Source organism: Paenibacillus sp. MT124 (assembly GCF_058792755.1).
This window is the reverse complement of the sequence record NZ_CM179500.1, coordinates 2,063,289-2,086,282: the sequence shown is the minus strand read 5'-3', so window position 1 is coordinate 2,086,282 and position 22,994 is coordinate 2,063,289. Positions and strand designations below refer to the sequence as shown.

Annotated in this window: 23 protein-coding genes and 1 tRNA gene; 9 read left to right on the top strand and 15 right to left on the bottom strand. The window is 46.6% G+C overall.

All coding sequences use genetic code 11. The annotated features are described in order from the left end of the window. Window positions 1-291: 291 nt before the first annotated feature. A complete protein-coding gene (locus AC3RCI_RS09800; protein ID WP_336779473.1) occupies window positions 292-888 on the top strand; it encodes a helix-turn-helix domain-containing protein in 597 nt (198 codons plus the stop codon). A gap of 219 nt (window positions 889-1,107) precedes the next feature. On the opposite strand, the gene AC3RCI_RS09795 is transcribed toward AC3RCI_RS09800, so the two are convergent. Next, a complete protein-coding gene (locus tag AC3RCI_RS09795) occupies window positions 1,108-2,256 on the bottom strand; it encodes a sn-glycerol-1-phosphate dehydrogenase (RefSeq protein ID WP_336779472.1) in 1,149 nt (382 codons plus the stop codon). A gap of 158 nt (window positions 2,257-2,414) precedes the next feature. On the opposite strand from AC3RCI_RS09795, the gene AC3RCI_RS09790 reads away from it, so the two are divergent. Next, window positions 2,415-2,606, top strand: a complete 192-nt coding sequence (locus AC3RCI_RS09790; RefSeq protein WP_095358960.1) for a hypothetical protein — start codon at window positions 2,415-2,417, stop codon at window positions 2,604-2,606. Between the two features lie 115 nt (window positions 2,607-2,721). On the opposite strand, the gene AC3RCI_RS09785 is transcribed toward AC3RCI_RS09790, so the two are convergent. Then, window positions 2,722-2,806: transfer RNA gene (locus AC3RCI_RS09785), tRNA-Leu, on the bottom strand. Between the two features lie 217 nt (window positions 2,807-3,023). On the opposite strand from AC3RCI_RS09785, the gene AC3RCI_RS09780 reads away from it, so the two are divergent. The 3 genes from AC3RCI_RS09780 (at window position 3,024) to AC3RCI_RS09770 (ending at window position 5,833) form a co-directional block, all read left to right on the top strand. Next, a complete protein-coding gene (locus AC3RCI_RS09780; protein WP_492528784.1) occupies window positions 3,024-4,217 on the top strand; it encodes an adenosylhomocysteinase in 1,194 nt (397 codons plus the stop codon). A 41-nt stretch (window positions 4,218-4,258) separates the two neighbouring features. Next, window positions 4,259-5,251, top strand: coding sequence for a Gfo/Idh/MocA family protein (locus AC3RCI_RS09775; protein WP_492528782.1), 993 nt, complete (start codon window positions 4,259-4,261; stop codon window positions 5,249-5,251). A 219-nt stretch (window positions 5,252-5,470) separates the two neighbouring features. Then, window positions 5,471-5,833 carry a winged helix-turn-helix transcriptional regulator gene (locus tag AC3RCI_RS09770; protein ID WP_095288069.1) on the top strand — a complete coding sequence of 121 codons (363 nt, stop codon included), beginning with the start codon at window positions 5,471-5,473 and terminating at the stop codon, window positions 5,831-5,833. An 80-nt stretch (window positions 5,834-5,913) separates the two neighbouring features. Here AC3RCI_RS09770 and AC3RCI_RS09765 read toward each other — a convergent pair whose 3' ends face one another. From AC3RCI_RS09765 to AC3RCI_RS09745, 5 genes are all read right to left on the bottom strand, one after another. Then, the gene (locus AC3RCI_RS09765) at window positions 5,914-7,533 is read right to left on the bottom strand and encodes a sensor domain-containing diguanylate cyclase (RefSeq protein WP_492474181.1); all 1,620 of its coding nucleotides are present in this window, start codon (window positions 7,531-7,533) and stop codon (window positions 5,914-5,916) included. 165 nt (window positions 7,534-7,698) lie between these two features. Continuing rightward, window positions 7,699-8,442: a spermidine synthase gene (locus AC3RCI_RS09760; RefSeq protein WP_492528780.1), complete on the bottom strand. Its 744-nt coding sequence runs from the start codon at window positions 8,440-8,442 to the stop codon at window positions 7,699-7,701. 232 nt (window positions 8,443-8,674) lie between these two features. After that, window positions 8,675-9,577 (bottom strand): LysR family transcriptional regulator, encoded by a 903-nt coding sequence (locus tag AC3RCI_RS09755; RefSeq protein ID WP_127536487.1) that lies wholly within the window; start codon window positions 9,575-9,577, stop codon window positions 8,675-8,677. A 57-nt stretch (window positions 9,578-9,634) separates the two neighbouring features. Beyond that, window positions 9,635-10,372, bottom strand: coding sequence for an SDR family oxidoreductase (locus AC3RCI_RS09750; RefSeq protein ID WP_492528778.1), 738 nt, complete (start codon window positions 10,370-10,372; stop codon window positions 9,635-9,637). A 21-nt stretch (window positions 10,373-10,393) separates the two neighbouring features. Further along, window positions 10,394-10,675 (bottom strand): Atu4866 domain-containing protein, encoded by a 282-nt coding sequence (locus AC3RCI_RS09745; RefSeq protein WP_127536489.1) that lies wholly within the window; start codon window positions 10,673-10,675, stop codon window positions 10,394-10,396. 163 nt (window positions 10,676-10,838) lie between these two features. On the opposite strand from AC3RCI_RS09745, the gene AC3RCI_RS09740 reads away from it, so the two are divergent. Next, on the top strand, window positions 10,839-11,765 hold the full coding sequence (locus AC3RCI_RS09740; RefSeq protein WP_492528776.1) for an AraC family transcriptional regulator: 927 nt from the start codon (window positions 10,839-10,841) through the stop codon (window positions 11,763-11,765). Between the two features lie 81 nt (window positions 11,766-11,846). Here AC3RCI_RS09740 and AC3RCI_RS09735 read toward each other — a convergent pair whose 3' ends face one another. After that, complete coding sequence (locus AC3RCI_RS09735) at window positions 11,847-12,281, bottom strand: MerR family transcriptional regulator (RefSeq protein WP_492528774.1); 435 nt, start codon at window positions 12,279-12,281, stop codon at window positions 11,847-11,849. Window positions 12,282-12,485: 204 nt separating this feature from the next. Here AC3RCI_RS09735 and AC3RCI_RS09730 point away from each other — a divergent pair, with 204 nt between their 5' ends. Next, on the top strand, window positions 12,486-13,367 hold the full coding sequence (locus AC3RCI_RS09730; RefSeq protein ID WP_492528772.1) for an SDR family NAD(P)-dependent oxidoreductase: 882 nt from the start codon (window positions 12,486-12,488) through the stop codon (window positions 13,365-13,367). A gap of 87 nt (window positions 13,368-13,454) precedes the next feature. On the opposite strand, the gene AC3RCI_RS09725 is transcribed toward AC3RCI_RS09730, so the two are convergent. Together AC3RCI_RS09725 and AC3RCI_RS09720 are read right to left on the bottom strand one after the other, a co-directional pair. Further along, complete coding sequence (locus AC3RCI_RS09725) at window positions 13,455-13,973, bottom strand: MarR family transcriptional regulator (protein WP_492528770.1); 519 nt, start codon at window positions 13,971-13,973, stop codon at window positions 13,455-13,457. A gap of 136 nt (window positions 13,974-14,109) precedes the next feature. Continuing rightward, a complete protein-coding gene (locus tag AC3RCI_RS09720) occupies window positions 14,110-14,670 on the bottom strand; it encodes a nitroreductase family protein (RefSeq protein WP_336779461.1) in 561 nt (186 codons plus the stop codon). A gap of 289 nt (window positions 14,671-14,959) precedes the next feature. On the opposite strand from AC3RCI_RS09720, the gene AC3RCI_RS09715 reads away from it, so the two are divergent. Both AC3RCI_RS09715 and AC3RCI_RS09710 read left to right on the top strand, forming a co-directional pair. Next, window positions 14,960-16,123 carry an oxalate decarboxylase family bicupin gene (locus AC3RCI_RS09715; RefSeq protein ID WP_154895984.1) on the top strand — a complete coding sequence of 388 codons (1,164 nt, stop codon included), beginning with the start codon at window positions 14,960-14,962 and terminating at the stop codon, window positions 16,121-16,123. Between the two features lie 78 nt (window positions 16,124-16,201). Beyond that, entirely contained in the window at window positions 16,202-17,341 is a 1,140-nt protein-coding gene (locus AC3RCI_RS09710) for a zinc-dependent alcohol dehydrogenase (RefSeq protein WP_354485683.1), read from the top strand. A gap of 118 nt (window positions 17,342-17,459) precedes the next feature. Here the strand turns inward: AC3RCI_RS09710 and AC3RCI_RS09705 are convergent, their stop codons facing one another. From AC3RCI_RS09705 to AC3RCI_RS09685, 5 genes are all read right to left on the bottom strand, one after another. Then, window positions 17,460-18,245, bottom strand: a complete 786-nt coding sequence (locus tag AC3RCI_RS09705; RefSeq protein WP_492528768.1) for a class I SAM-dependent methyltransferase — start codon at window positions 18,243-18,245, stop codon at window positions 17,460-17,462. A 162-nt stretch (window positions 18,246-18,407) separates the two neighbouring features. Further along, window positions 18,408-20,375, bottom strand: a complete 1,968-nt coding sequence (locus tag AC3RCI_RS09700) for a PTS fructose transporter subunit IIABC (protein WP_492528767.1) — start codon at window positions 20,373-20,375, stop codon at window positions 18,408-18,410. An 86-nt stretch (window positions 20,376-20,461) separates the two neighbouring features. Continuing rightward, window positions 20,462-21,373 carry a 1-phosphofructokinase gene (gene pfkB / locus AC3RCI_RS09695; RefSeq protein ID WP_492528765.1) on the bottom strand — a complete coding sequence of 304 codons (912 nt, stop codon included), beginning with the start codon at window positions 21,371-21,373 and terminating at the stop codon, window positions 20,462-20,464. 2 nt (window positions 21,374-21,375) lie between these two features. Continuing rightward, on the bottom strand, window positions 21,376-22,122 hold the full coding sequence (locus tag AC3RCI_RS09690) for a DeoR/GlpR family DNA-binding transcription regulator (protein ID WP_127536500.1): 747 nt from the start codon (window positions 22,120-22,122) through the stop codon (window positions 21,376-21,378). Window positions 22,123-22,385: 263 nt separating this feature from the next. Then, window positions 22,386-22,862 carry a hypothetical protein gene (locus tag AC3RCI_RS09685; protein ID WP_492528763.1) on the bottom strand — a complete coding sequence of 159 codons (477 nt, stop codon included), beginning with the start codon at window positions 22,860-22,862 and terminating at the stop codon, window positions 22,386-22,388. Window positions 22,863-22,994: the final 132 nt, after the last annotated feature.

Here is a 22,994-nt window from a genome sequence, read left to right as displayed (position 1 = left end):
ATTTTAGGTAATAATCCGCATCATATCAACTAAAATCAGAGAAAAGTATAAAAGTCCTATAAATGGTCTTAAAGACCTAATTTATTGGTTTCCATGTTCTCTTTGATCCCTGAAATTTAGTGAAACATTGTAATCTAGGAATATACTAGGAAATGAATTGCACATACCCTAGTCCATAATTCCCTCCTTTAACTTTCTCAGAGGATTGAGCCTAATCCAAACCAGTGCACCTGGCACTTGAAAGTACCCCGGTTCTTATTGTAGTATTTGGTTAAAAAAATCGGAGGAAATATGCCTAATCAACCAGAACAACATTCCATCCAGGCGTGGTCTCTGATCAACCGTAAATACTTGGGAAAAGGCGTCCGTGTTAAACGATTCCGTAAACCGACACGCTGTCAAATCCGAAACCGCGTTCTTCTAGCCGTGCTGATGGCCAATGATATCAAGTTGTCCCAGCTTGCCGAAGATCTATCCATCTCATCACGCAGCGTAAGCGCGTGGGTGTATGAGGGGCGGATACCCGGCAGTACCAATTTGGACAAAGCGTGCCAATTGCTAGGCTACCCGCGTCACATTCTCTTCAATGAAGAAGTGGTACGCAAAAGCCCGGTCATTTGTCAGCCCGAGCCTTCCCGTTTCATGAAGCGTACGGTGACCCGATCTCCGGTTAGCAACCGTATTCTGACAGGCTTGTGTATGGTCCATGATCTGTCGGTGACAGATGTCAGCCACTGGATCGGGGTTCATCCCGGCACTTTCCGCAAATGGCTGCATCAGGGAACGCTGCCTTCTGCCGCGTTTCAGGAACAAGCGGAACAATTTTTCCGCATCCCGAAAACCATCTTGTTCGCAGATGTCATCCTGAAAGAGCGTCGCAACAACTAAATTAGCGAACGACAAAAGGCTCTGTTCTTCCCACACGGGAATACAGAGCCTTTTAAATGAAACATGCCTCTTGATACACCTGTGACGTGCATCCCCTTCAATTTACTCAGCAAATTGTTCGAACTTATAACGAATAATATCTTGATTTGTACGTACAAATAAGACCAAAGCACAGAGCCATTCCGATAATTTTTATCCGATGTACAGGTTGGTTTTATTTTAAAATACGTTCAGAGATTCATTAATATATTTGAGTCCGGTATATCGCTCTCTAAGTGTATGTGCTGTTGCAAATGCATGTGCCACCATATCCGGTGTAACCCCAAGCTGATCTGTTGTGGTCGGACCCCCAACCTGCTCAAGCCATGCCGTAAGCTGTGACGCATCAGGTAAAGTAGCATACACATCAAAAACAGGTTCTCGGGACAGACTCGCAAGTTCCTTGTAGCGCTCTGTAAGAAGCACGCAAGCTACGCCGACTTTGGCCCCATGCAGCACAGGTTTCCGGCCCGCTGCCATCAATTCCATCTCCCAACGATGAGAAATGTGATGCTCACCGCCGGATGCCGGACGGGAATGATCAATAATTAGCATGGAGGCACCGGAAATGATTAGCGCATCCATCAATGCGGTTATACCCTCAGCTCTTCCTTCGGCGATGGCTTGTACATTTTCGATGCAGGCCGTCAGCGCTTCTTCCGTCATCCGATAAGCAACCGGACAGAATGGCTCCCCGCCCAGATCACGCGACACAATCCAATCTGCCAGAGACGTATATTTGCCTAACATATCACCGAATCCCGCCGCCGTCATTGCTTGGGGAGCCTGCTGGGTAATGTCAATATCCGCAAAAATCGCTTCGGGCGGTACAGCCTGAAACGTCTGCTTGATGCCGCTTACAATGAGCGGCGCTCCTGCTGAAGTGAAGCCATCAACCGATGCCGCTGTTGGGACAGACAGAAATGGCTTGTTCATTTTGGCACAGACAAATCGCACCAGATCATGTATGGTCCCCGATCCCACTGCGATGATGGCCTGAGTCATTTGTTTTACACCAAGCAGCACCTGCACAATCGCAGCCTCATCGGCAATGATATCCCCCGCACTGTTCTCCGGCATCTGGAATTCATCTGCCATGAGTCCCGCATCCCTCAGGCTTTTTACCACCTCATATCCCGCCACCGGACCTGTCCAGCCATCATATACCACAGTAACCTGGTTATAGCCCTGTTCCAACAGGTACCCCGGTATTCTACGAATTGCACCATGTTCCAAAAAGACCTGCATTTGCACCAGCCGATGATCATGTCCACAGGTACACTGCTGTGCTTCCGCATTCCAAGCAGCAATGCGTTCATTCATATTCATGTGTTCGTAACCTCCCGTTTCTAAGTTCATGCATATTTGCACTGGAAAAGCCACACAATGAGTATAGGAAAAATTTCAATGATTTTCCTGTTCACACTTTACTTCTTGTACCCGCATTTTGCAAATGTTTTGACAAACTATTTGAAGCAGGTGATCCAATGCAGCTCGGCAAAGATACAGGCCTATCTCTCGGTTTTCTTGCAGGAACGACCCTGGGCAGCGGAATTGCGTTCTTATTCCAATTTCAGGCATATGAAGTGGTCGGCAGCGTTTCCTTTTTCGGCATCATTGGGGCCTTGTCCGGACTATGGACAGCGATTTTCTTACGCCAGCGCCAGCGTCAACACTAACAACCGAACCAAGAGGACACGTAACCAGGCCGGTTTCAGGACAATACAATTCGTAGAAAAATAAAAAAAGGTTCGAGAGATTGCAAAAGCAATCTTCGAACCTTTTTCTCTTCGATGCGGTCGAGAGGACTCGAACCTCCACGGGGGGTTAGCCCACACGGACCTGAACCGTGCGCGTCTGCCAATTCCGCCACGACCGCATAATATGTATCTTTTCATCCTTGATGAAAAGCATCCGGTTAATCCATCTCTCGTTTCACCGTAATTAAGAGTATACACGCTCTGGAAGAAGAATGCAATACTTTTTTATGAACTGAAATGGATAGGACATATGTCCTTTTATAGAAATTAAAAACCTCCTATCGTAAAAATCACCAACTGTCCTCAAGGACAAACAACCTATGGATAGAGAGGAATATGAGCAAACCTATGAACATGACACCTGAAATTATTGAAGAAGGAAAACGACATCTTCATTGGACAGAAATGCATATGCCCCTCCTCGCTGCACTAAAATCCCGATTTTCCAAAGAACGTCCCTTTGCTGGCCTTACCATTGGAATTTGTATTCACGTAGAGCCTAAGACGGCGGTTCTATGCCGAACCCTACAGGCTGGTGGAGCCAACGTTGTACTAACAGGAAGCCCAGGCACGACCAAGGATGCAGTTGCTGCTGCACTTATCGCCGAAGGCATTCCCGTGTATGGACAACGTTCAGATGAACGCCGTCAGCATATGCAAAATATTCATCGCGTGCTTGAGCACCAGCCGCATCTTCTCATGGATAATGGAGCCGATCTGGCTCGCACTCTCATTCAGCACTATGACCATAGTGCGCTCATTGGCGGAACAGAAGAAACCACGACAGGAGCCAATCTGCTGCGTGAAGAAACAGGGGCGGAAGTGACCTTCCCGATTATTGTCATTAATGATAGTCCTCTCAAGCGCATCATGGAAAATGAACATGACGTGGGTCAGACCATTATTGAAGGATTCATGCGCACCACGAATCTGATTCTGCCTACAAGACGCTTCGTTATCGTAGGATATGGTTCCTGTGGACGTGGGATTGCCCGATATCTGCGTAATCTAGGCAGCCAGGTTATTGTGGTTGAGACCGATCCTATCGTTGGACTCGAAGCTGCCCTGGATGGATTTCGCGTAGCGAAGCTGGAAGAAACGTTCGCTTTTGCCCAGGTTTACATCACGGTTACAGGTCGCCCGAGTGCCATCTCAATGGAACACTTTAATCAGATGAACGATGGTATCATTCTTGCCAACGCTGGACATTTCTCCTGGGAAATGGACCTGGACGGACTTCGGCAGGAAGCTGCACATACCGAACGTCTTACAACAGATATCGAACAATTCACCCTTAGGAATGGCCGACGGCTCATGCTGCTTACCCAAGGTGAGATGCTTAATCTTGCAGGTGGAAGCGGAAATCCTGCCGAGACGATGGATCTGGGCTTGTCCCTCCAGGCTGCATCCCTGCTCTATCTTGTTCAGCAGCGTCAGCATCTGGTGAATGGACCACAGCCTGTTCCTCATATCGTCAACTCGGAGATTGCAAGCCAGATGCTGTACCATTTGAGCGAGAAAGCTGTTTAGATTGACAAAAATGGTTCGATCAACAATGAAGGAGAATGGTTATGATTCAAACGAATCTTTGTTTTATCGGTGCCGGATTTCATGCAACGACCAATATCTACCCTTCTGCTGTAGAAGCAGGGGCTACCATCCAGGCCATCTCCACTCGCAGTATTGAACGTTCTCAAGCCGCTTTGCTGCGATATGGCAGCACAGGATCAGCATATGATAACGCAACTCTCATGCTGCAAAACGAAGACTGCAGCAATGTTGTTGTGGTAGCTCAACCTCAGGATCAAACGTCTCTTGCCATGGAATGCATCAAGGCGGGCAAGAATGTCTATGTTGACAAACCCCTTGGCTGGACTGCCAGAGAAGCTGCAGAAATTGCAGATGCGGCCGAAAAGGCTGGCGTTGTACTAATGGTAGGATTTATGAAACGCTATGCGCCTATATATACGAAATTAAAGGAACTGATTGATGGCGGTTCGATGGGTAAAACGCGTTCATTTCAAATGAAATTTGCTGTTGACAGTACGCCCTTTTGCAAAAATGAAGAACAGTTCATGAAACTCGCTGCCATCCACATGGTCGATCTGATGCGTTTCCTCTTTGGCGAGGTACAGCAAGTGACGGGTACCACAGTCAAGGATGGGGAGCTTATTAATCAGAGCATCTCCCTGAAATTTGAGAACGGTATCGTGGGCAGTGCCTACTTCGCTGGCATGAGTGCATGGTCACGTGAAAGCGAAAGTGTTCTGGTTACATTCGATCACGGTTTTGCGTCAGCAGATGAAATGAATACACTTACCATTCATCACTCTCGCGCCTCGGACAGCCTCGCCTGGAAGGCTCTTGAAGAGCAGGATACGGTCTATACTCCTTCCAGCTCTCCCATGTCAGGCGCATACCGCGATCTCTACCTTCGTGGATTTGTAGGTGAGATGGCGCATTTCATGTCATGCTGCCACAATCATTTGCTTCCGCATTCAAGCGGCAAGGATAATGTCGGAACGATGGCCCTGTGTGATACCATCTTGTCTTCATTGGTCTAACATATAATTATTACTTTATAGCCTGAATCTTACATCAACCCGTTGTTTCGTATAGCGAAACCGGGTTTTTTCACTATACATTGCGCCTTTTCATTAATCCGATATCCAGGGTTTATAATCCGAATCAGACATGGTATGCTTTGAAGAGAACATACACACATTTTAGGTACGTAGTGCTTAAATTGATACTATACACATAGCTGACGGAGGTGCAGATCAATGAAAAAAATCTCAACCGAGACATGCCCCAAACCCTATGGCTGCGCCGTAGAAGTTACACTTAGCGTTATTGGAGGCAAATGGAAAGGTGCCATTCTATATCACTTGTTTTCGGGTTCCTTGCGCTTCAATGAACTCCGAAAGTTATTTCCCGACATTACGCAGCGGATGCTCACCTTGCAATTAAGAGAACTGGAGAGCAGCGGGATCGTACACCGGGAAATCTACCCTCAAGTGCCACCCAAAGTGGAATACTCACTTACGCCATTTGGGGAAACGCTCCGTCCAATCATATTCAGCATGCGGGACTGGGGAGAAACCTATACAAATGAAGTTGTCCAGGCCAAGTCACAGGAAGTATAGTGAACGCAAAAAAAGCTGATTCCTTCTCATAAGGGATCAGCTTTTTATAGTGTATTTCATAGGCGATCTTCCCGGCCAGTTTATAACCTTTCTACGGTCTGAATGGTCACGGTACGATTGCGCCCTTCTTCCTTCGCCTGGTACAGGGCTGTGTCCGCGAGATGGAACAGCTCCGTCGCTGAAGATGAATGCAGCGGATATTCGGCAATCCCTGCCGAGATCGTCACGGAGCGATCGATCGGCATGATACTTTCCTCAACCGATACACGGATAAATTCGGCAATCTGATAAGCGGTTTCAGCTCCGGTATGGCGGAGCAGCACGACAAACTCCTCCCCGCCGAAACGGGAACTCACATCCTGCGGCCGAACGGCCAACCTGATCAGACCTGCAATATGCTTCAGAACCTCGTCTCCAGCATGATGCCCGTACGTATCGTTAATGGATTTGAAGCGGTCGATATCCAGAACAATAATCGAGAATGGCGTCTGTTCATCAATCCATTGCTGAATGACCTCTTCAAATGTCCTGCGATTCGTCATGCCTGTCAGTACATCCGTTCTGGCATCATAGGTAAGCTGGTCCGTTTGCTTGCGAAAATTCGCCAATGCACCCAAAACCGTGCGGGTTAGCAAATCAGCCTCCCTGTTCCAATGCGGTTTCATCGTTGGCAGGTCCACTTTGCCCTGATCCACCTGATTAACCAGATCGGCCAGATAGACAAATGGACTCGCCAATTTTCGCGCTACACGAATGACAATCAGGGTCAGGATGAGAAACGGAACCGAAGTATACAGCAATAACATGCGAATATGCTCATTCAACTGATCATACACGGTCTGGGTTGGAGATACGACCACGACCCCCCAATCGGTAGCAGGCACCTTCTGATACCCGGCAAGCGAATCTATGCCAGCCAGATTTTTGTACTGCTCCTTACCGGTTTGATTATCCAGCAGCTTGTGTACAATTTCATTTTTACTGATGTCCTCACCAATTCTTTTGGTATCTGGATGAAATAGAAGCGTGCCCTTGGCATCGACAATAAAAAAATAAGAACCATTGCTTGTCCTCAGCTGACTTCCAAAAGAGAGGTTCAGGATATTATTTTCCTGCAGATAAATGTTACCGCCAATGGTCCCCTTAAATTGTCCAGCTGCATCGAAGATCGGTTCACTGACAAAAACATTTCTGCGCTTCGTCCTTGGGGTCTGATAGGCTTCGGAAATATAAGGCGCCTTAAGCTCCATCGCTTTTTTGGCTGCATCAGATGAAACCTGCACCCCGACGGATAAACCCGAATACGGCGACATGCTGCGTACCAAACCCTTCTCGTCCACAAGGGCTACGGAGTTAAAATAGTTGCTGCTGCTTTGGATCAATTCCAGCGTCGAATCCAACTTTTCCGTATCTGAATAGTCCATCTGAGGAAAATAATCTGCAGCATATTTCAAGCTGTTCTGCATGGACTGAAATAGCGAATCCAGTGTCTGACTCATTTGAGCTGCGCTTGAATAATTAAGAGACAAGGTATTGTCAATGAGAGACTGCTTCTGCGTTGTGTAAGACGAAATAAACATGATAGTCAAGGTCATCAGCACCGAAATGGTGACCAGCCCACTTAGCAAGGCAGGAAGGCTGATTTTTTTATAGGTTCTCGCTTTTCTTCGCCATCTGGATGCTTTTTTCTTTGCGATCATTAGTGCTTTCCCCCGGATTTTCATGAAAAGGCATATTCTCTCTATTCTACACGAAAGTTGTTATGAATGTATTAATTTTGTATGAATATTTTACAGTTTCTTCAATTAAAATTGACAACTCCATGACTAACTTCATAAATCAGGCGTCTGTCTTCTTCTCCAGGATCAAAGCTCGTCCTCGATGATGTATCCTTCCCCAGGCGCCTGTTCCACAAACCCAGCCATATAGCGCGATTGGAACTCAATAGGAGCATCGCTGCCTACCAGAATTCGATTCTGTATCTCATCCTGCGTTTCCGTAGGTAGTACGAATGAACGTGTGTAATCAAACTGGTCAGCCATCGTTGCATATATCGCGTTTACAAGTCTGTCATTGCCCGCACGCCCGAATACATTCAACAGTATGCTTCCACCAGAACGCAGCTTGCTTTGAGCCATCGTAAAGAAAGATCTGGAGGTAAACTGCTTCGGTGTTCCTGCTGCGGTAAATGCATCGATAATAATATAATCATATGTCCCAGGCGGTTCCTGCTGCAGCAGCTCCCGGCCATCTCCCACCATGACTTCACTGCCCACATATCCAAATAGCGTCTTGCTTAATTCAACCACTTCCTCGTCCAGCTCGGCGATCTTCACCTGGCGGTTTGACAGATAAGTCGAGAGCGTACCAATTCCGTGCCCCACTACAAAAACCTTTTCGTATTCAGGCGTATTGCGCTCCATTAGATGAACCATTGCCCTTGGGTATTCAAGCAGCATTCGTGAAGGCTCATCGAGATCCATGGCTCCCTGAACAGCCTCGTTCGAAAACTCCAAAACCCGGAAATGTCCCTTTTCCCCATAAAGCCTGGTTGTATCATATACGGTTAACGCATGCTGCTCACTCATATTCCGATATAAAACTCTCACGAGCTGTACTCCTCTCAAGTTCCATCCATTACATGTAAATAAACTATTTTTCATTATAACAATTCTCTATCGCCGTACTCCATAAAAATGAGAAAAAAACCGTTCACGGTTACCCTGAAACGGTTTTGAATAGCTTAAGAGAAGCTCACAAATTTTAATAATGACCAAACCCGAATATGGGAGTGGAGCAGGTTTGCATATTTTTCAGGAAAATCCCAACTTGTCCGTACAGTCAGGACCCTATGGCCTCATGCAAAGCTTTGACATATTCCACACCCAGATTGGAAAGAGAGGTGCTTTTGTGGCTGATCCAGCCCACATTGATCGATTCCTCGCACTCCAGCGGAACAGGAATGATCTCATTTCCGTTCAAATCAGCGCTGAGAACACCTGTTGAAATGGTATACCCATTCAGACCAATCAGTAGGTTAAACAACGTCGCCCGGTCATTGACCTGGATGCTCTTGGGATGGGATAACGTACTCAGAATCTCTTCGGAAAAATGAAAAGAGTTGTACTCCCCTTGATCAAATGACAGGTAAGGGTAGTCCTTCAGCTGCTCAATCGCCACAGATGCTTGCTTAGCCAGAGGGTTCTTCACACTGATGAAGATGTGCGGTTTGGCTATAAAGAGGCTTGTGAACACCAGACCGGCATCCTTTAACAATTTGTTAATCACCTTGGCATTGAACTCGTTCAAATACAGAATCCCAATTTCACTTCGCAGGCTCTTTACATCCTGGATAATTTCATATGTCTTTGTTTCCCGCAGTGCAAGCTCATATTCATCTTGACCATACTGCTGTACCAGACGTACAAAGGCATTCACGGCAAACGCATAATGCTGAGTGGATACTGAGAAATGCTGTGGGGAAGGCTTGGCATTCAAGTATCGATTCTCCAGCAATTCTGCCTGCTCCACGACCTGCCGGGCATAACTCAGAAATTCCACACCTTCTTTGGACAGCGAGATTCCCTTGTTTGTACGTTCAAAAATGGTAATACGCATCTCTTGTTCCAAATCACGGATCGCGTTCGAAAGGCTCGGCTGAGAAATAAATAGCCGTTTGGCCGCTTCATTCATGGAGCCGCGCGTGGCAACTTCAATCACATATTTTAATTGTTGCAGAGTCAACGTGTTATTCCTCTTTTCGTATAGTTGGTTCTATTATATACCAAAAGAGTGTTCGCCTTAAACGAGACTTGCTGTTGGTCTTACGACAATTTCATTGACATCTACCTCAGCAGGTTGGCTAATTGCATACAAGATGCTCTGAGCAATGGCCGATGCCGGGATGGAAATACGCCGATAATCCTTCATGAAATCACGCGCTCCGACATCCGTAATCGTCTCGGCAAGCTCCGATTCGGTTACCCCTGGAGAAACAAGTGTTACCCGAATATCCCCACCCACTTCCAGACGTAAACCCTCCGTGATCGCACGGACTGCGTATTTGGTTGCACAATAGACGGATGCTGTCGGTGTTACGGCATAGGCACCAATCGAAGCGATGTTAATAAATTGGCCAGCACCCTGCTTTGTCATGACAGGTAACCCAGCTGCTATCCCGTGTAGCACTCCCCGAATATTGACATCAATCATTCGATTCCATTCATCCACTTTTAAGGCTTCAAGAGGAGATAATGGCATCAAACCCGCATTGTTGATAACCACATCCAGACGACCGTAGCGGGTTAGCGCCAGATCTACAATACTCTGCATTTCTTCCAGCCGGGTTACATCGAGTGCCTGAACCTCTACGGATCCACCCTCAGAACGGATGGAAGATGCGAGTGCATGCAAACGTTCGACACGTCTAGCCCCAATAACCACGTGAGCCCCTTGCTGTGCCAGCAATCGAGCCGTCGCTTCTCCAATTCCGCTGCTAGCACCTGTAATGACAACGACTTTTCCTTTTACATTAAACATGTGAAATCCGCTCCTTTACCATTAGTTATTTTTATTTGTTTCTCTGTACAAAACCATGCCTGCGTGATATAAGATACCTTCTACAAAGTCTCCATCCGCTGTAAAACCCGTATCATCCACATATTCAATATGATCTCCTTCCACGACATAACGTCCTTGATATGCACTTTTCCTCTGACCTCTGGCTTCATCATATCGACCATTCGAGAGCAGTTCATGGCGGATATAACCATCCTTTGTCACCCACATGCCAACATAAGGGTGTCCATGTTCCGGTCTGTTACCTGATGGATTGTATTCCATTTCCCAACCTCCTTGCTGTTTTTCAAAAGCTTCAATTGCTTATCCTTATTATGTAGGAGATCATCTCACACCAGATAGAAGATTCCCCCAACAATCTTGCCTATTCCTCCAGAAGATTCTAGAATAAAATAAACCGATTCGAAAAAAGGAGGTTGTATGCTCCATGACTTCATCACTACATATGGATGAGGATGTCACGTTTCAGATGCAGGAATTGGCTCATCTTATCGGGCGTTTTACCCTAAAAGACGGAATTCATTCCACGGCTATCCCTGCGCTCTCTTTGATTCGTGCCTCGGAGATATCTCAACCCATATATTCTGTTCAACAACCTGCTCTCTGCATTGTCGCTCAAGGATCTAAGTTAGTCATACTGGGCCGGGAGAGTTATACCTATGACGAGACACAATATTTGGTAGCTTCAGTAAACTTGCCTATTTCAGGACAAGTGGTTCAAGCTACTGCAGATAAGCCATATCTATGTATGCGACTTGATTTTGACTCAGGTCAGATTTTCGATCTGATACAAGACCCGACTGCTCTACAATTCAAACCGGACAACTCAACCCAGCGTGGATTATTTGTCAGCTCTAACAAGGTCCCGCTTCTTGAAGCCATCATCCGATTGGTTCGGCTGCTCGATACTCCAGAAGATATTCCAACACTCGCTCCCCTGATTATCCGTGAAATTTTATATCGAATTATTCAGGATGAACATGGACACTCAATAAAACAATTTGCCGTTCAAAACAGCCACGCCCAGCACATCGCCAAGGTGATCGAAGTCATCCAATCCGAATATGATAAACCGCTGCGCGTGGACCAGCTTGCCGCCATGGTTAATATGAGCTCCTCCTCACTTCACTACCATTTCAAAGCCATCACCGCCATGAGCCCCATACAATTTCAAAAACAAATCCGGCTGCAGGAAGCCAGAAGTATGCTCATTGCCGGTTCAACTGATGCTGCCGATGCCGCATTTCAGGTTGGATACGAGAGCCCTTCCCAATTCAGCAGGGAATATGCCCGAATGTATGGTCTGCCACCAAAAAGCGATATCCAACGTCTTCGTCATGCGCTGCAAATTTGAGTGTTAATCGCAATCAAAAAGAACCCGCGTCGTCCAGACGTGGGTTCTCGGGTGTAATGAATGTTATTGGGATGGTGTCCATCAGGAGAACATGTTCTTTTTCTCAAAAACCGACATCTGATTCTCTCCAGTTATAGGACATTCATCAGGAAACAAGCTCCGCTTGTTCAGCTTCTCATCGATAAAATCAACGACCTGCTGCAGCGAGGCAATCTGCGCTTCTATTTTCATTCGATGGCTCACCAGCATCTCACGCTCTTCCGGGAATTCGTCCAGATTCGAATCCATCGACATGTGCAGGTAAGGCTTCATATCCTCCAGAGACATACCTGTCTTTTTTAGACAAGAAATAAGTTTCATGGTCCGAATATCCTCTTGACGGTATACACGGTGCCTGTTCGCCTTCCGATCTGCCCGCGGCAGAAGCTGAATCTTCTCATAATATCGAATCGTATCTTCCGATAATCCCACCTTCTCCGCTGTTTCCTTAATGGAATATAGTGCCTCATTACTCATCCGCCTCAGCCTCCTTTGCCCTCATACCTTCATCTTACAACTTGGAGTCAGCTCCAAGTCAAGCCGGATCCAGCCCTACAATCAATCAACATGAACGTTCAAAATTCATTCGATCCAACTGCTTGACTTGGAGTCGACTCCAAATTATAGAATGAGCGCAGCACACAGATTCGTTCTGTAATTCCCAACATAATGGAGGTAACTATGAATAAACCAAACAAACTTCACACCGCGCTGATTACGGGCTCAACCTCAGGAATTGGCCTCGAGCTGACCCGCTCGTTATTGGCCGAAGGATGGCGTGTCATCGGCCTCAACCGTTCACCTTTTCCGGCAGAGCAAGGCGATATTCAGCATGCATTACGTTCAGGGCAGCTTCATTGGGTTCAGGCTAACCTGACCAACTACGAAAGTCTGAAAATCGCGCTCGATCAGATTAAACTCCAATTGGATACGATTGATGTCCTGTTTAATAACGCAGGGGGCAGTGCAGCAGAGCTTCGTTTTTCTGACCAAGGGCATGAAATACACTTTGAACTTCAAACCATCGTTCCTTATATCATTTATATGGAGTTATATGATCTTATACGCAGGAGCACCTTCAAGACGGTTGTTAACACTTCAACGAGTGCATTCAGTATGGTCCGACAGTTCAACTTGGACATCCTGGAACGTCCAACCGAATTCAAAAAGCTGTTTGGTCCATATGCCACCTCGAAGCTTGGCCTCTCCTTATGGACACGCGAGGCGGCTGAGGCGGCGAAGTCAGATGGCATTCGTCTTCTGAGCGTAGATCCTGGAGGGAACAATACTTTACGCGGCAGCAAAAAATCCGGTTTGCCCTTTTACATCAAGCCTGTCATGAAACTGTTCTTCCCTCCTCCAAGTCACGGTGCTTCGTTACTGTATAGTGCCGCATTCTCACAGACCAATCATGAATCAGGTACGTTTCTGATTAAAAATAAACCGACTGAACTTCGTTTCAAAGAGCAAGGTCCCTTCATTTTGAAACGGGTACATGAAATTTACGAGCAAGAGTTTCTATGTTCAATACCTGCAGGAAGTGGAAATCAAAAAAGCGATTAACAACTGGAAATACTGCACTTTGGCAAGTAACATTCTCCCCGTGTCACCACGGGGGTTCTCTCCATTTCAGTTTTGTTCCCTGTCAAATCACTCTTCCTCCAAGCCATCCATTAAACTTCGAGTATCCAACTGCTCATAGAAACGAGTCAAATCCAGCACAAATCTCTTTAAAAATTCAAGCTCCATTTTGTTATATTCGGCCAGAAAACGGAGGAATTGATTTTCAATCTTTTCGTGCAGATCGGCATGAACGTGAAACAGCTTTTTGCCTGGTGAGGTTAACCGGAAATAAATCTCCTTTTTGTTGTCATTTAACTGTGTTTTTCGAAGCCATCCTTGCTTCAGCAGTTTATGAGCCACTTTGGAGGTGTTCCCTTTGCTGAGCTCCATTCGTTCAGCTATGGAAGTCAGATTAATGGGTTCGTGTTCCCCAATACACGCAATCACATGCACATCCGTCATGTTCATAGCTGCGTCTGATGACAGAGTCTCGCGAATAATATTCATGAAGAATAGATTTTCCTGGTCATCCTTTTGTTCTTTTTGATGCAAAAGCTTAATAAACAATCCATAAATGTAACGCAGATCCGTCTGTTCCTGATCCATAGTTTCCCCAACCTTTTCTTCTCTCGGTCTATTATGCAAGCTAGGCTTGAATAACTTATATTATACACCGAAGTTTGTTTCAACGGAAACAATATAATCAGAATTAGTACGATAATATCAACCTCCTGTTCCGGGACTACAGCAGGGTAAGCTTTTGTTCAGCGGAAGTGCGCGACTTGGGTTTCGGTGTTTTGTCGAAGTACCCCATATGCAGCACACCGACGATTCGCTCATCTGTCTTCACGCTCAAACCCTCGCAAAAAATGGGGGAATGAATGTATTCCATCGTAGACCAAATCATACCTAAGCCCTTTTCCCAGGCAAGTAGTTGAAAATTCTGAATAACGCAGCTTACAGCCGCATAGTCTTCTTCCTGCTTATGGTGATCCTTTTCATTCTTCATTACCACAATAAGATGCGCAGGCATGCGGCTGAACTTATTTTTCAGCGCCTGCTGCAGTTTGCCGGGCATCAACTTCATCAATTTCATGTTTTGCACCGATTCAAGCATCAGACTGGCCACATGTTCTTTTGCTTCTGCACGCTCAGCGAGAATAAAACGCCAGGGTTCTCGCATGCCATGATTAGGTGCCCAGACCGCATCATTAAGCAATTGAATAATTAAATCTGTGGACACCGGTTGTGTATTGAAGCTGCGGATACTTCGTCGAGAGCGAATCGTATCGGCTATTGTCATATGAACTTCCTCATTTCCGAATAAGTATGTATACCGCTTGTAGATTTTTTTGTTTCATATGAAACAATATCAGGGTACTATGAAATGCGATGAACGTCAATCCTTATGTTTCAAGCCACAAACGAGCAATGCCAGAAGCGTCCTCCTTCATGTCTTAAGAGTTTGTGGCACAGACAAGCCATGGATCCCGTCTCCCCCCTGTCTTTCATAATATCCAGGCCCTGCTTCATAAATGTATGAATGACGACAAGGTATGCTTCAGCATGATCTGAACTGGAGGGATAGACGAATGACAAAAGGATCACAACCTAACGGTAAACCAACCATTGTTCCACAACCAATCCGAAGAGACGGGGCAGGCGGGCCGGATTTGGGTCCACGTGATGTCATGAGAGACCTTGAAAATCCGGATATGCTGGTTCCTCCAGCAACGGATGCAGGGCTTCTCCCCAATCTGAAAATGTCCTTTTCCGATACACATATGCAGTTAAACCATGGCGGATGGTCACGCGAGATTACAGTGCGAGATCTGCCCATTGCCACGACTCTAGCTGGGGTCAACATGAGTTTGACTCCAGGCGGCGTACGGGAACTCCACTGGCACCAGCAATCCGAGTGGGCTTATATGATCTGGGGAACGGCAAGAATCACATCTGTGGATCAGGAGGGCCGGAATTTTATCGCTGATGTCGGACCTGGAGACCTGTGGTTCTTTCCCAAAGGCCTGCCCCATTCCATTCAGGGACTGGAAGAAGGCTGTGAATTTTTGCTCGTTTTTGATGATGGTTCCTTCTCCGATCTCAACACGTTATCCATTTCAGACTGGTTCGCGCACACCCCTGCAGAGGTACTATCTGTCAATTTCGGAGTACCCGAATCTGCATTTCAGTCCAGGCCGACAGATCAGATTTATATTTTTCAGGATCAGGTTCCGGGTTCACTCGCGAGTCAGGAGATTCCTTCACCCTATGGTACAGTCCCCTTTTCATTCAAACATCGTTTGCTGGCTCAGGAGCCGCTTATAACGCCGGGAGGAAGTGTACGCATCGTGGATTCCACCAACTTCCCGATCTCCACAACCGTCGCTGCTGCACTGGTCGAGATTAAGCCTGGTGGTATGCGTGAATTACACTGGCATCCGAATGCGGATGAATGGCAGTATTATCTCACGGGACAAGGAAGGATGACAGTGTTCGGCGGCAATGGTGCGGCACGCACATTCAATTACAGAGCCGGAGATGTAGGGTATGTTCCTGTAGCCATGGGACACTATGTTCAAAACACGGGCAGCGATACCTTATGGTTTTTAGAGATCTTCCGAAGTGACCGTTTTGAAGATATCTCATTGAACCAATGGATGGCACTTACACCTCGTGAACTTGTCCGCGACAATCTGAACGCTCCAACGGAGCTGCTTGATGCCCTGCGCAAAGTGAAATGGCCTGTCGTTTAATTTCATATGTACCTCTATCAAATAGTCCCAAACGGGGTAATTCTCAGAGAACTACTATACGATAGGAGGAATATGATGATGAGAGCCGTTACTTTTCAAGGGACCAAGGATATTCAGGTAAAGCAGGTTGAAGATCCAAGACTGCAACAAAAGGATGACATTATCGTTCGTATTACTTCTACAGCCATATGTGGATCAGATCTTCATATTTATCAGGGCGCATTACCCGCTGAAAAGGATTATGTCATCGGTCATGAACCGATGGGGATCGTGGAGGAAGTTGGTCCTGAAGTGACACGTGTAAAAAAGGGGGACCGCGTGGTCCTGCCTTTTAACATTTCTTGTGGCGAATGCTTCTATTGCAACCACGACATGGAAAGCCAATGTGACAATTCCAACGGTAACCCGGATATTCACACCGGTGGTTATTTCGGATTTACGGAACGGTATGGCAATCACCCTGGTGGTCAGGCGGAATTCCTGCGTGTGCCATACGGAAATTTCATGCCGTTTGTCATTCCGGAATCCTGTGAATTGGAAGACGAAGCCTTGCTGTTTCTATCCGATGTTCTTCCTACCGCATACTGGAGTGTCGAAAATGCCGGCGTTAAACCTGGAGATACGGTAACCGTACTGGGCAGTGGCCCCATTGGCTTGATGACCCAGAAGTTCGCCTGGATGAAAGGCGCGAAGCGGGTTATCGCTGTTGACCGCCTTCCGTATCGCCTCGACAAAGCCAAGCGTATGAATGATGTGGAAACCTTCAATTTTGAAGCTTATGATGACATGGGCGCACATATCCGCGAGATTACGGGTGGCGGTACCGATGTGGTCATCGACTGTGTCGGCATGGACGGCAAAAAATCCACTTTGGAGGAAATCGGACAGAAGCTGAAGCTTCACGGTGGTGCCCTGAGTGCCATTGAAATTGGTATGAAAGCCGTACGCAAATTCGGTACATTCCAGCTTACAGGTGTGTACGGTTCGTCCTACAACATGTTCCCACTGGGCAGTATGTTTGAACGCAACATTAATCTTAAAATGGGACAGGCTCCTGTCATCCACTATATGCCGGAATTGTTCCGCAAGATTACAGCAGGTGAATTTGATCCGACCGAGATTGTCTCCCATCGCATTGCGCTGGAAAATGCCAGTGAGGCGTATCGGATCTTCAACGATCATGAAGACGAATGTACGAAAGTTGTGCTGAAACCTTAATGTAGGAGCATGAGTACAGCAATAAGGCAGATGCCCTTGTACAGGTCATCTGCCTTTTGTGTTGTTTATTCATATGCCAGACTGGATGAAAATTGGTACTCTTGTTGCATCGCTTGAACTATCTAGCTTTCGAGGCTTGAATGAGTACACTTTCTCCCCCGAAGCTTGACAGCTTATTCGGTGCTGCCTCTTCGAACCGGAAGAACTTTTTAATGACCGAAGGTGCACATAGCATGCTTGCTTCAAGCTCCCGTACATCCGCTTCAGGCAGTCCGGCACGCTTGCACCAATCTTCAAAGAGGAAGGTTTTCTCGAAGGAAACCATCGCTTCCACGCGATATTCCGCCACTTCCATCATTCGAATCCACTCCGACTTGCGCCATGCACGAACATGACTGGGATCGCGGCGCTTCTCTACTTCATTGTAGAATTGATCATATTCATCACGCTCCGGTGCCACGTTGTCTATCAGCAGCAGTCTTCCGCCTGGTTTCGTTACCCGGAACGCCTCCGTTAGAAAAGAAAAAACATCGGGAAAATGGTGCGCAGCGATCCGGCAGGTGACGATATCGAAGACATCATCTTCGAAGGGTAAATGCTCCGCATCTCCCGGTACAAAATTCACGTTCTGATGACCGCTCTTCCTAATAAAGCGTTCAGCCACCTGGAGCATCGGCTCTGTCAAATCCAAAGCCGTTACCTGCTTAACAAGAGGGGCCAGTGCACACGCAACATGCCCTCCTCCCGTTGCTATATCAAGTACATGCATATCAGGACTTGCCCCAGATGAAGCCACCAGCACATCCAGATCCTTGCCCTTGGCATGCAGGGGACTGGTCACATACTTCTCGGCATTTTTGCCGAATTGCTGCTGCACTTGTCCTTTCATTCCGTCATGAGTCATACTGCTTCCTCCTTGCCTAATGTTCCGATAGATGAAACATCGTTTCAAAAGTAAAATTATTGTAACTATTTTAGCACAGATCAGGGCCAAGCGAAAATAAAAAGCATTCCCTGAATGAAGCCACTCAGGAAATGCCTTGGTATTGTTACATGAGAACACTGCTTATTTTACAACCGTTGGTGACTTTTTCCACAATCCCAATATCAGACCCGAGATTACTGCACCAATCGCAACGGCCAGCAGGAACAGCAGAGCATGGTTAGCCAGTGCTGCTACGAAAATTCCTCCGTGCGGAGCCGGTACGTTAATGCTCCAGAGCTGTGTCAGTCCGCCTGCAACGGCCGAACCAATGATACAGGATGTCAGTACACGCAGCGGGTCTGCCGCAGCGAATGGAATGGCACCTTCAGTAATAAAGGATAATCCGAGCACATAGTTCGTTAAGCCGGATTTGCGTTCTTGTTCCGTGAATTTGGACTTAAAGAACGTGGAAGCCAGAGCGATGGCCAGAGGTGGCACCATCCCGCCTGCCATTACGGCAGCCATCCAGGCACCGTCCGTGTTGCCGCTTGATGTGAATACACCAATGGCAAATGTATAAGCTGCTTTGTTGAACGGTCCACCCATATCAATGGACATCATGCCGCCAAGCAATAATCCAAGCAATACAGCATTTCCTGTTCCGAGATTTCCAAGTGCATCTACAAGCCACGTGTTAAGCGAGCCAAAGATCGGATCGAAGACATAGTAACTGATTGCACCAACAATGAGCAATCCGAGTACAGGATACAGCAGAATGGGTTTCAGACCGTCAATGGCTTTAGGCAAGCCTCTGAGCAGCTTACGCAAACCGATAACAACATAACCAGCAAGGAAACCGGCTGCAAGTCCGCCAAGGAAACCAGCATTGGAGTTCACAGCCATCAATCCACCAACCATACCCGGCATCAGGGCTGGACGGTCACCAATACTCATTGCGATAAATCCGGCCAGTACCGGAATGAGGAAGTGGAATGCACCCGTTCCGCCGCCAATCGTCTGCAGCAGCTGGAAGAGAGGATTATCCTCGCCCGCAAGCTGTTCGATCAGGAACGAAATCGCAAGGAGGATTCCTCCACCCACGACAAACGGAAGCATATGTGAAATCCCGTTCATCAGATCCTTGTAGATCTTGCTGCCTACGCTCATTTTGCTCGCACTCGCTCCGTCTTCCTTCACATTGCTGCCGCCTTGGCTGCGATAGATTGGTGCATCTCCATTCACCGCTTTGCGAATCAGCTCTTCAGACTTACGAATTCCGTCGCTTACCGGTCTTTGAAGTACCGGCTTACCGTCAAACCGGGCCATCTCCACATTTTTGTCTGCCGCGACGATAACCCCTTTGGCACGAGCAATCTCATCTGCGGTCAAAACGTTCTGTGCTCCCTCAGAACCATTGGTCTCTACACGGATATTAATGCCCATTTCCTGAGCTTTCTTCTTGAGTGCATCCTCAGCCATGAAGGTATGTGCAATTCCCGTTGGACATGCTGTAACAGCTACGACGAAATCTTCGGAATTCTCATTACCTACAATGATGCCAGGAGTTTGCTGCGATGCAGAACCCGATTCACTTGCAGCTTTTGCAGCCTTTTCGGCTTTCGCTTTCTCCTTGGCAGCTTCTTTCTCCGCTGCTTCCTCCTGTTTCGCATCAAATAATGCACTTACTTCTGCAGGTGTATCCGTACTCATCAGTTGAGCAATGAAATCGCTATCAATCAGCAGCCTGGAAAGAGCAGCGAGTGTACGAAGATGGGTATTACCTGCACCTTCAGGAGCAGCAATCATGAAAAAGATATGAGCCGGCTCATCATCAAGCGCTGCAAAATCCAATCCATTTTTGCTTTTTGCAAATACTACTGTTGGTTCATTCACAGCAGATGTCTTCGCATGGGGCATGGCAATACCGCCGCCAATTCCTGTGCTGGACTCTGCTTCCCTTTTATAGATCATTTCCTTAAACAGAACTGGATCGTTAATGCGTCCACTTTTGTTCAGACTTGCAATGAGTTCATCAATTGCTTCATCTTTGGTTGTGGCTTGCAGGTCCATGATCATCGTTTCCTGGATCATCAGGTCTGTTATTCTCATCTGTTACACTCCCCTTGAGTTCAGTCGGCCTGCCCTTGTCAGGCCGAATTTATAAATTACAATTGGCTTGCCTCTGAAATGTCGATCTACAATTTGGTGATGGTAACCTCGTCTCGAAGCTCTTCAATGAATTCGCGTGTAGCAAGATCATCCGAGAAAGCCGTTGCACTTCCGGATGCGACTCCCGTACGGAAGGCATCAAGGATATCACCATGTAATACATAAGTGCCTACGAATCCTCCGATCATGGAATCTCCAGCCCCAACCGAATTTTTCACCATTCCTTTTGGCACACTCGCGTGGTACACATCTGATCCCGTAATCAACAGGGCTCCATCTCCGGCCATGGAGATTAATACTTGCTTGGCCCCTGCTTCCAGAAGCTTCCGACCGTACAAGATCAGCTCTTCCCGAGTTTCAATATTAACCCCGAAAAGTTCAGCGAGCTCGTGATGATTCGGCTTCACCAGCAATGGCTTATGCACCAGTGCTTCCATTAATGCCGGTCCAGTGGTATCAATGACGAACTCTGCACCCGTCTGCTTGCAGACCTGAATGAGACGATCATAAAAATCAGTTCCCAGGGATGGCGGAATGCTACCCGATAGAACGACGATATCTCCCATTTGCAGCGAGGATAGTTTCTGCAGCAGTTGTGCTGCTTCTTCCTCACGAATGACTGGGCCAAGACCGTTAATTTCTGTCTCGTCTCCATGCTTCAACTTGATATTGATCCGCGTATCATCCGCAATGGTAACAAAATCAGTCTGTATCTCATCTTCCTGCAGCTTGTCATTAATGAAACGACCTGTGAATCCACCAAGGAATCCAATCGCCGTGTTACCTGCTCCCAGCTGATTCAGCACACGTGATACATTGATGCCTTTACCACCTGGAAGCTTCAAATCCCGATTCATGCGATTCAAACCGCCGAGCTTCAGGTCATCCACTTCCACGATGTAATCAATGGAAGGATTAAGTGTTATCGTATATATCATTGTTATCCCTCAATTATTTTAGTTTTCTGCTCTATTACGGCTCGCCAGTGCTCTGGCATCTGCTCGGTAATCAGATCTGCCTCCTCCAGCTCAAACAACTTGGCAAACGTAATTTCACCGATCTTGCTGGAATCTGCCAGCACGTATGATTTCCCGGACAATTGATGCGCCCTTCTCTTAATCAAGGCTTCCTCCGGGTCAGGAGTTGTATACCCCATCTCGGGATCCACACCGTTGGTTCCAAGAAAACATTTATCAAAACGGAAGTTGTCCATATTTTGTAATGCAATACTTCCGATGACGGCTTTGGTATGGATTTTCATCATGCCACCAAGCAAATAACTTCGAATCCGCTTGCTAACGAGCGCTTCCACATGGGATAGACCGTTGGTCACCACGGTTACGTCCTTGGCTTCAATATAGGGAATCATGGCCAGCGTCGTCGTACCCGCATCGAGATAGATACAATCGCCATTTTCGATCTCCTGAGCAGCCAAACGAGCAATCGTCACTTTTTGTTGAATGTTTTTGGATGTTTTCTCTTCCATGCCTGGCTCGAGCGTCTTTTCGTTCATCAGTGCTGCCCCGCCATGGATGCGTTTCAGCATCTGACGGCTCTCCAAGTCAATTAAATCGCGTCTTATCGTTGATTCGGACGCACCCAGCACGTCGACAAGTTCCTGTAATTTAACTATCCCTTGTTGATGTAAGCGCTCTATAATTGCAGCATATCGTTCTTCAGTCAGCATCTTCATTCCTCCAACTGCTTCTATAGTAACATAAATTCCTCAAAAAACAATCATTTTCGTTCAAAATAATTTATAAACCTTCAGAAACTTGCATCTTTCGACTTTTGTACTCCATTATCTCCCATAATATTAACTAAAACGGTCACAATCATCCAATACTAAAATCCTATATCTGTGTCTCTGTATCTTACCAAGGCTATCCCTTGCCTTGTTACATCAAAAAATCCTGCAGCCGTTCATCGCATGCAGGATCATCAGAGGCATTACTGGTTTATTCCCGGTTTGGGTTTAAGCCATTTTCCATTTTCATTTATAAACGCACCCTTGAAACGCCCCATTTCGAGCTGTTCAATCAGCTTCTGCTCATCGGTAGCCAGAATCTCAGCGAGTTGTTCAGAGGTGTAATAATCATTGGGGTCATAATCCAACCAGAGTGGAACCGCCGTATCATACAATTCCTTAATCATATTCTCAAACGATTGTCTTCCCAGATCCTCCATATCCTTATAAAACTGCAGAGGATGAGATACCATATTTCGAAAAGACTTGTTCTCCAGGTTCATCCAAAGTGTATTACAAGCCTGTACACTCATATAATTTTGCTCGACATCGAAGAACTGAATATCTTCAATCTTCATGTATTTCTCCTGAAATGCAACAATCTTGATTATGGGTACACCCCGCTTGCGTGAAGCTTTCTTCAGATGAGCTCTAAACTGTTCGTAGGTCATTTCTTTCATCCACTTACACCTGCCCTTTACATGTTCCATTCGACATTTTACAACAAAACCATGCAGAGTGTAAGTTCTCCTATAAAATAAACAAACCGCACAGCAGAAACTCACTGTACGGTTAGTAATGTGGCTATAATA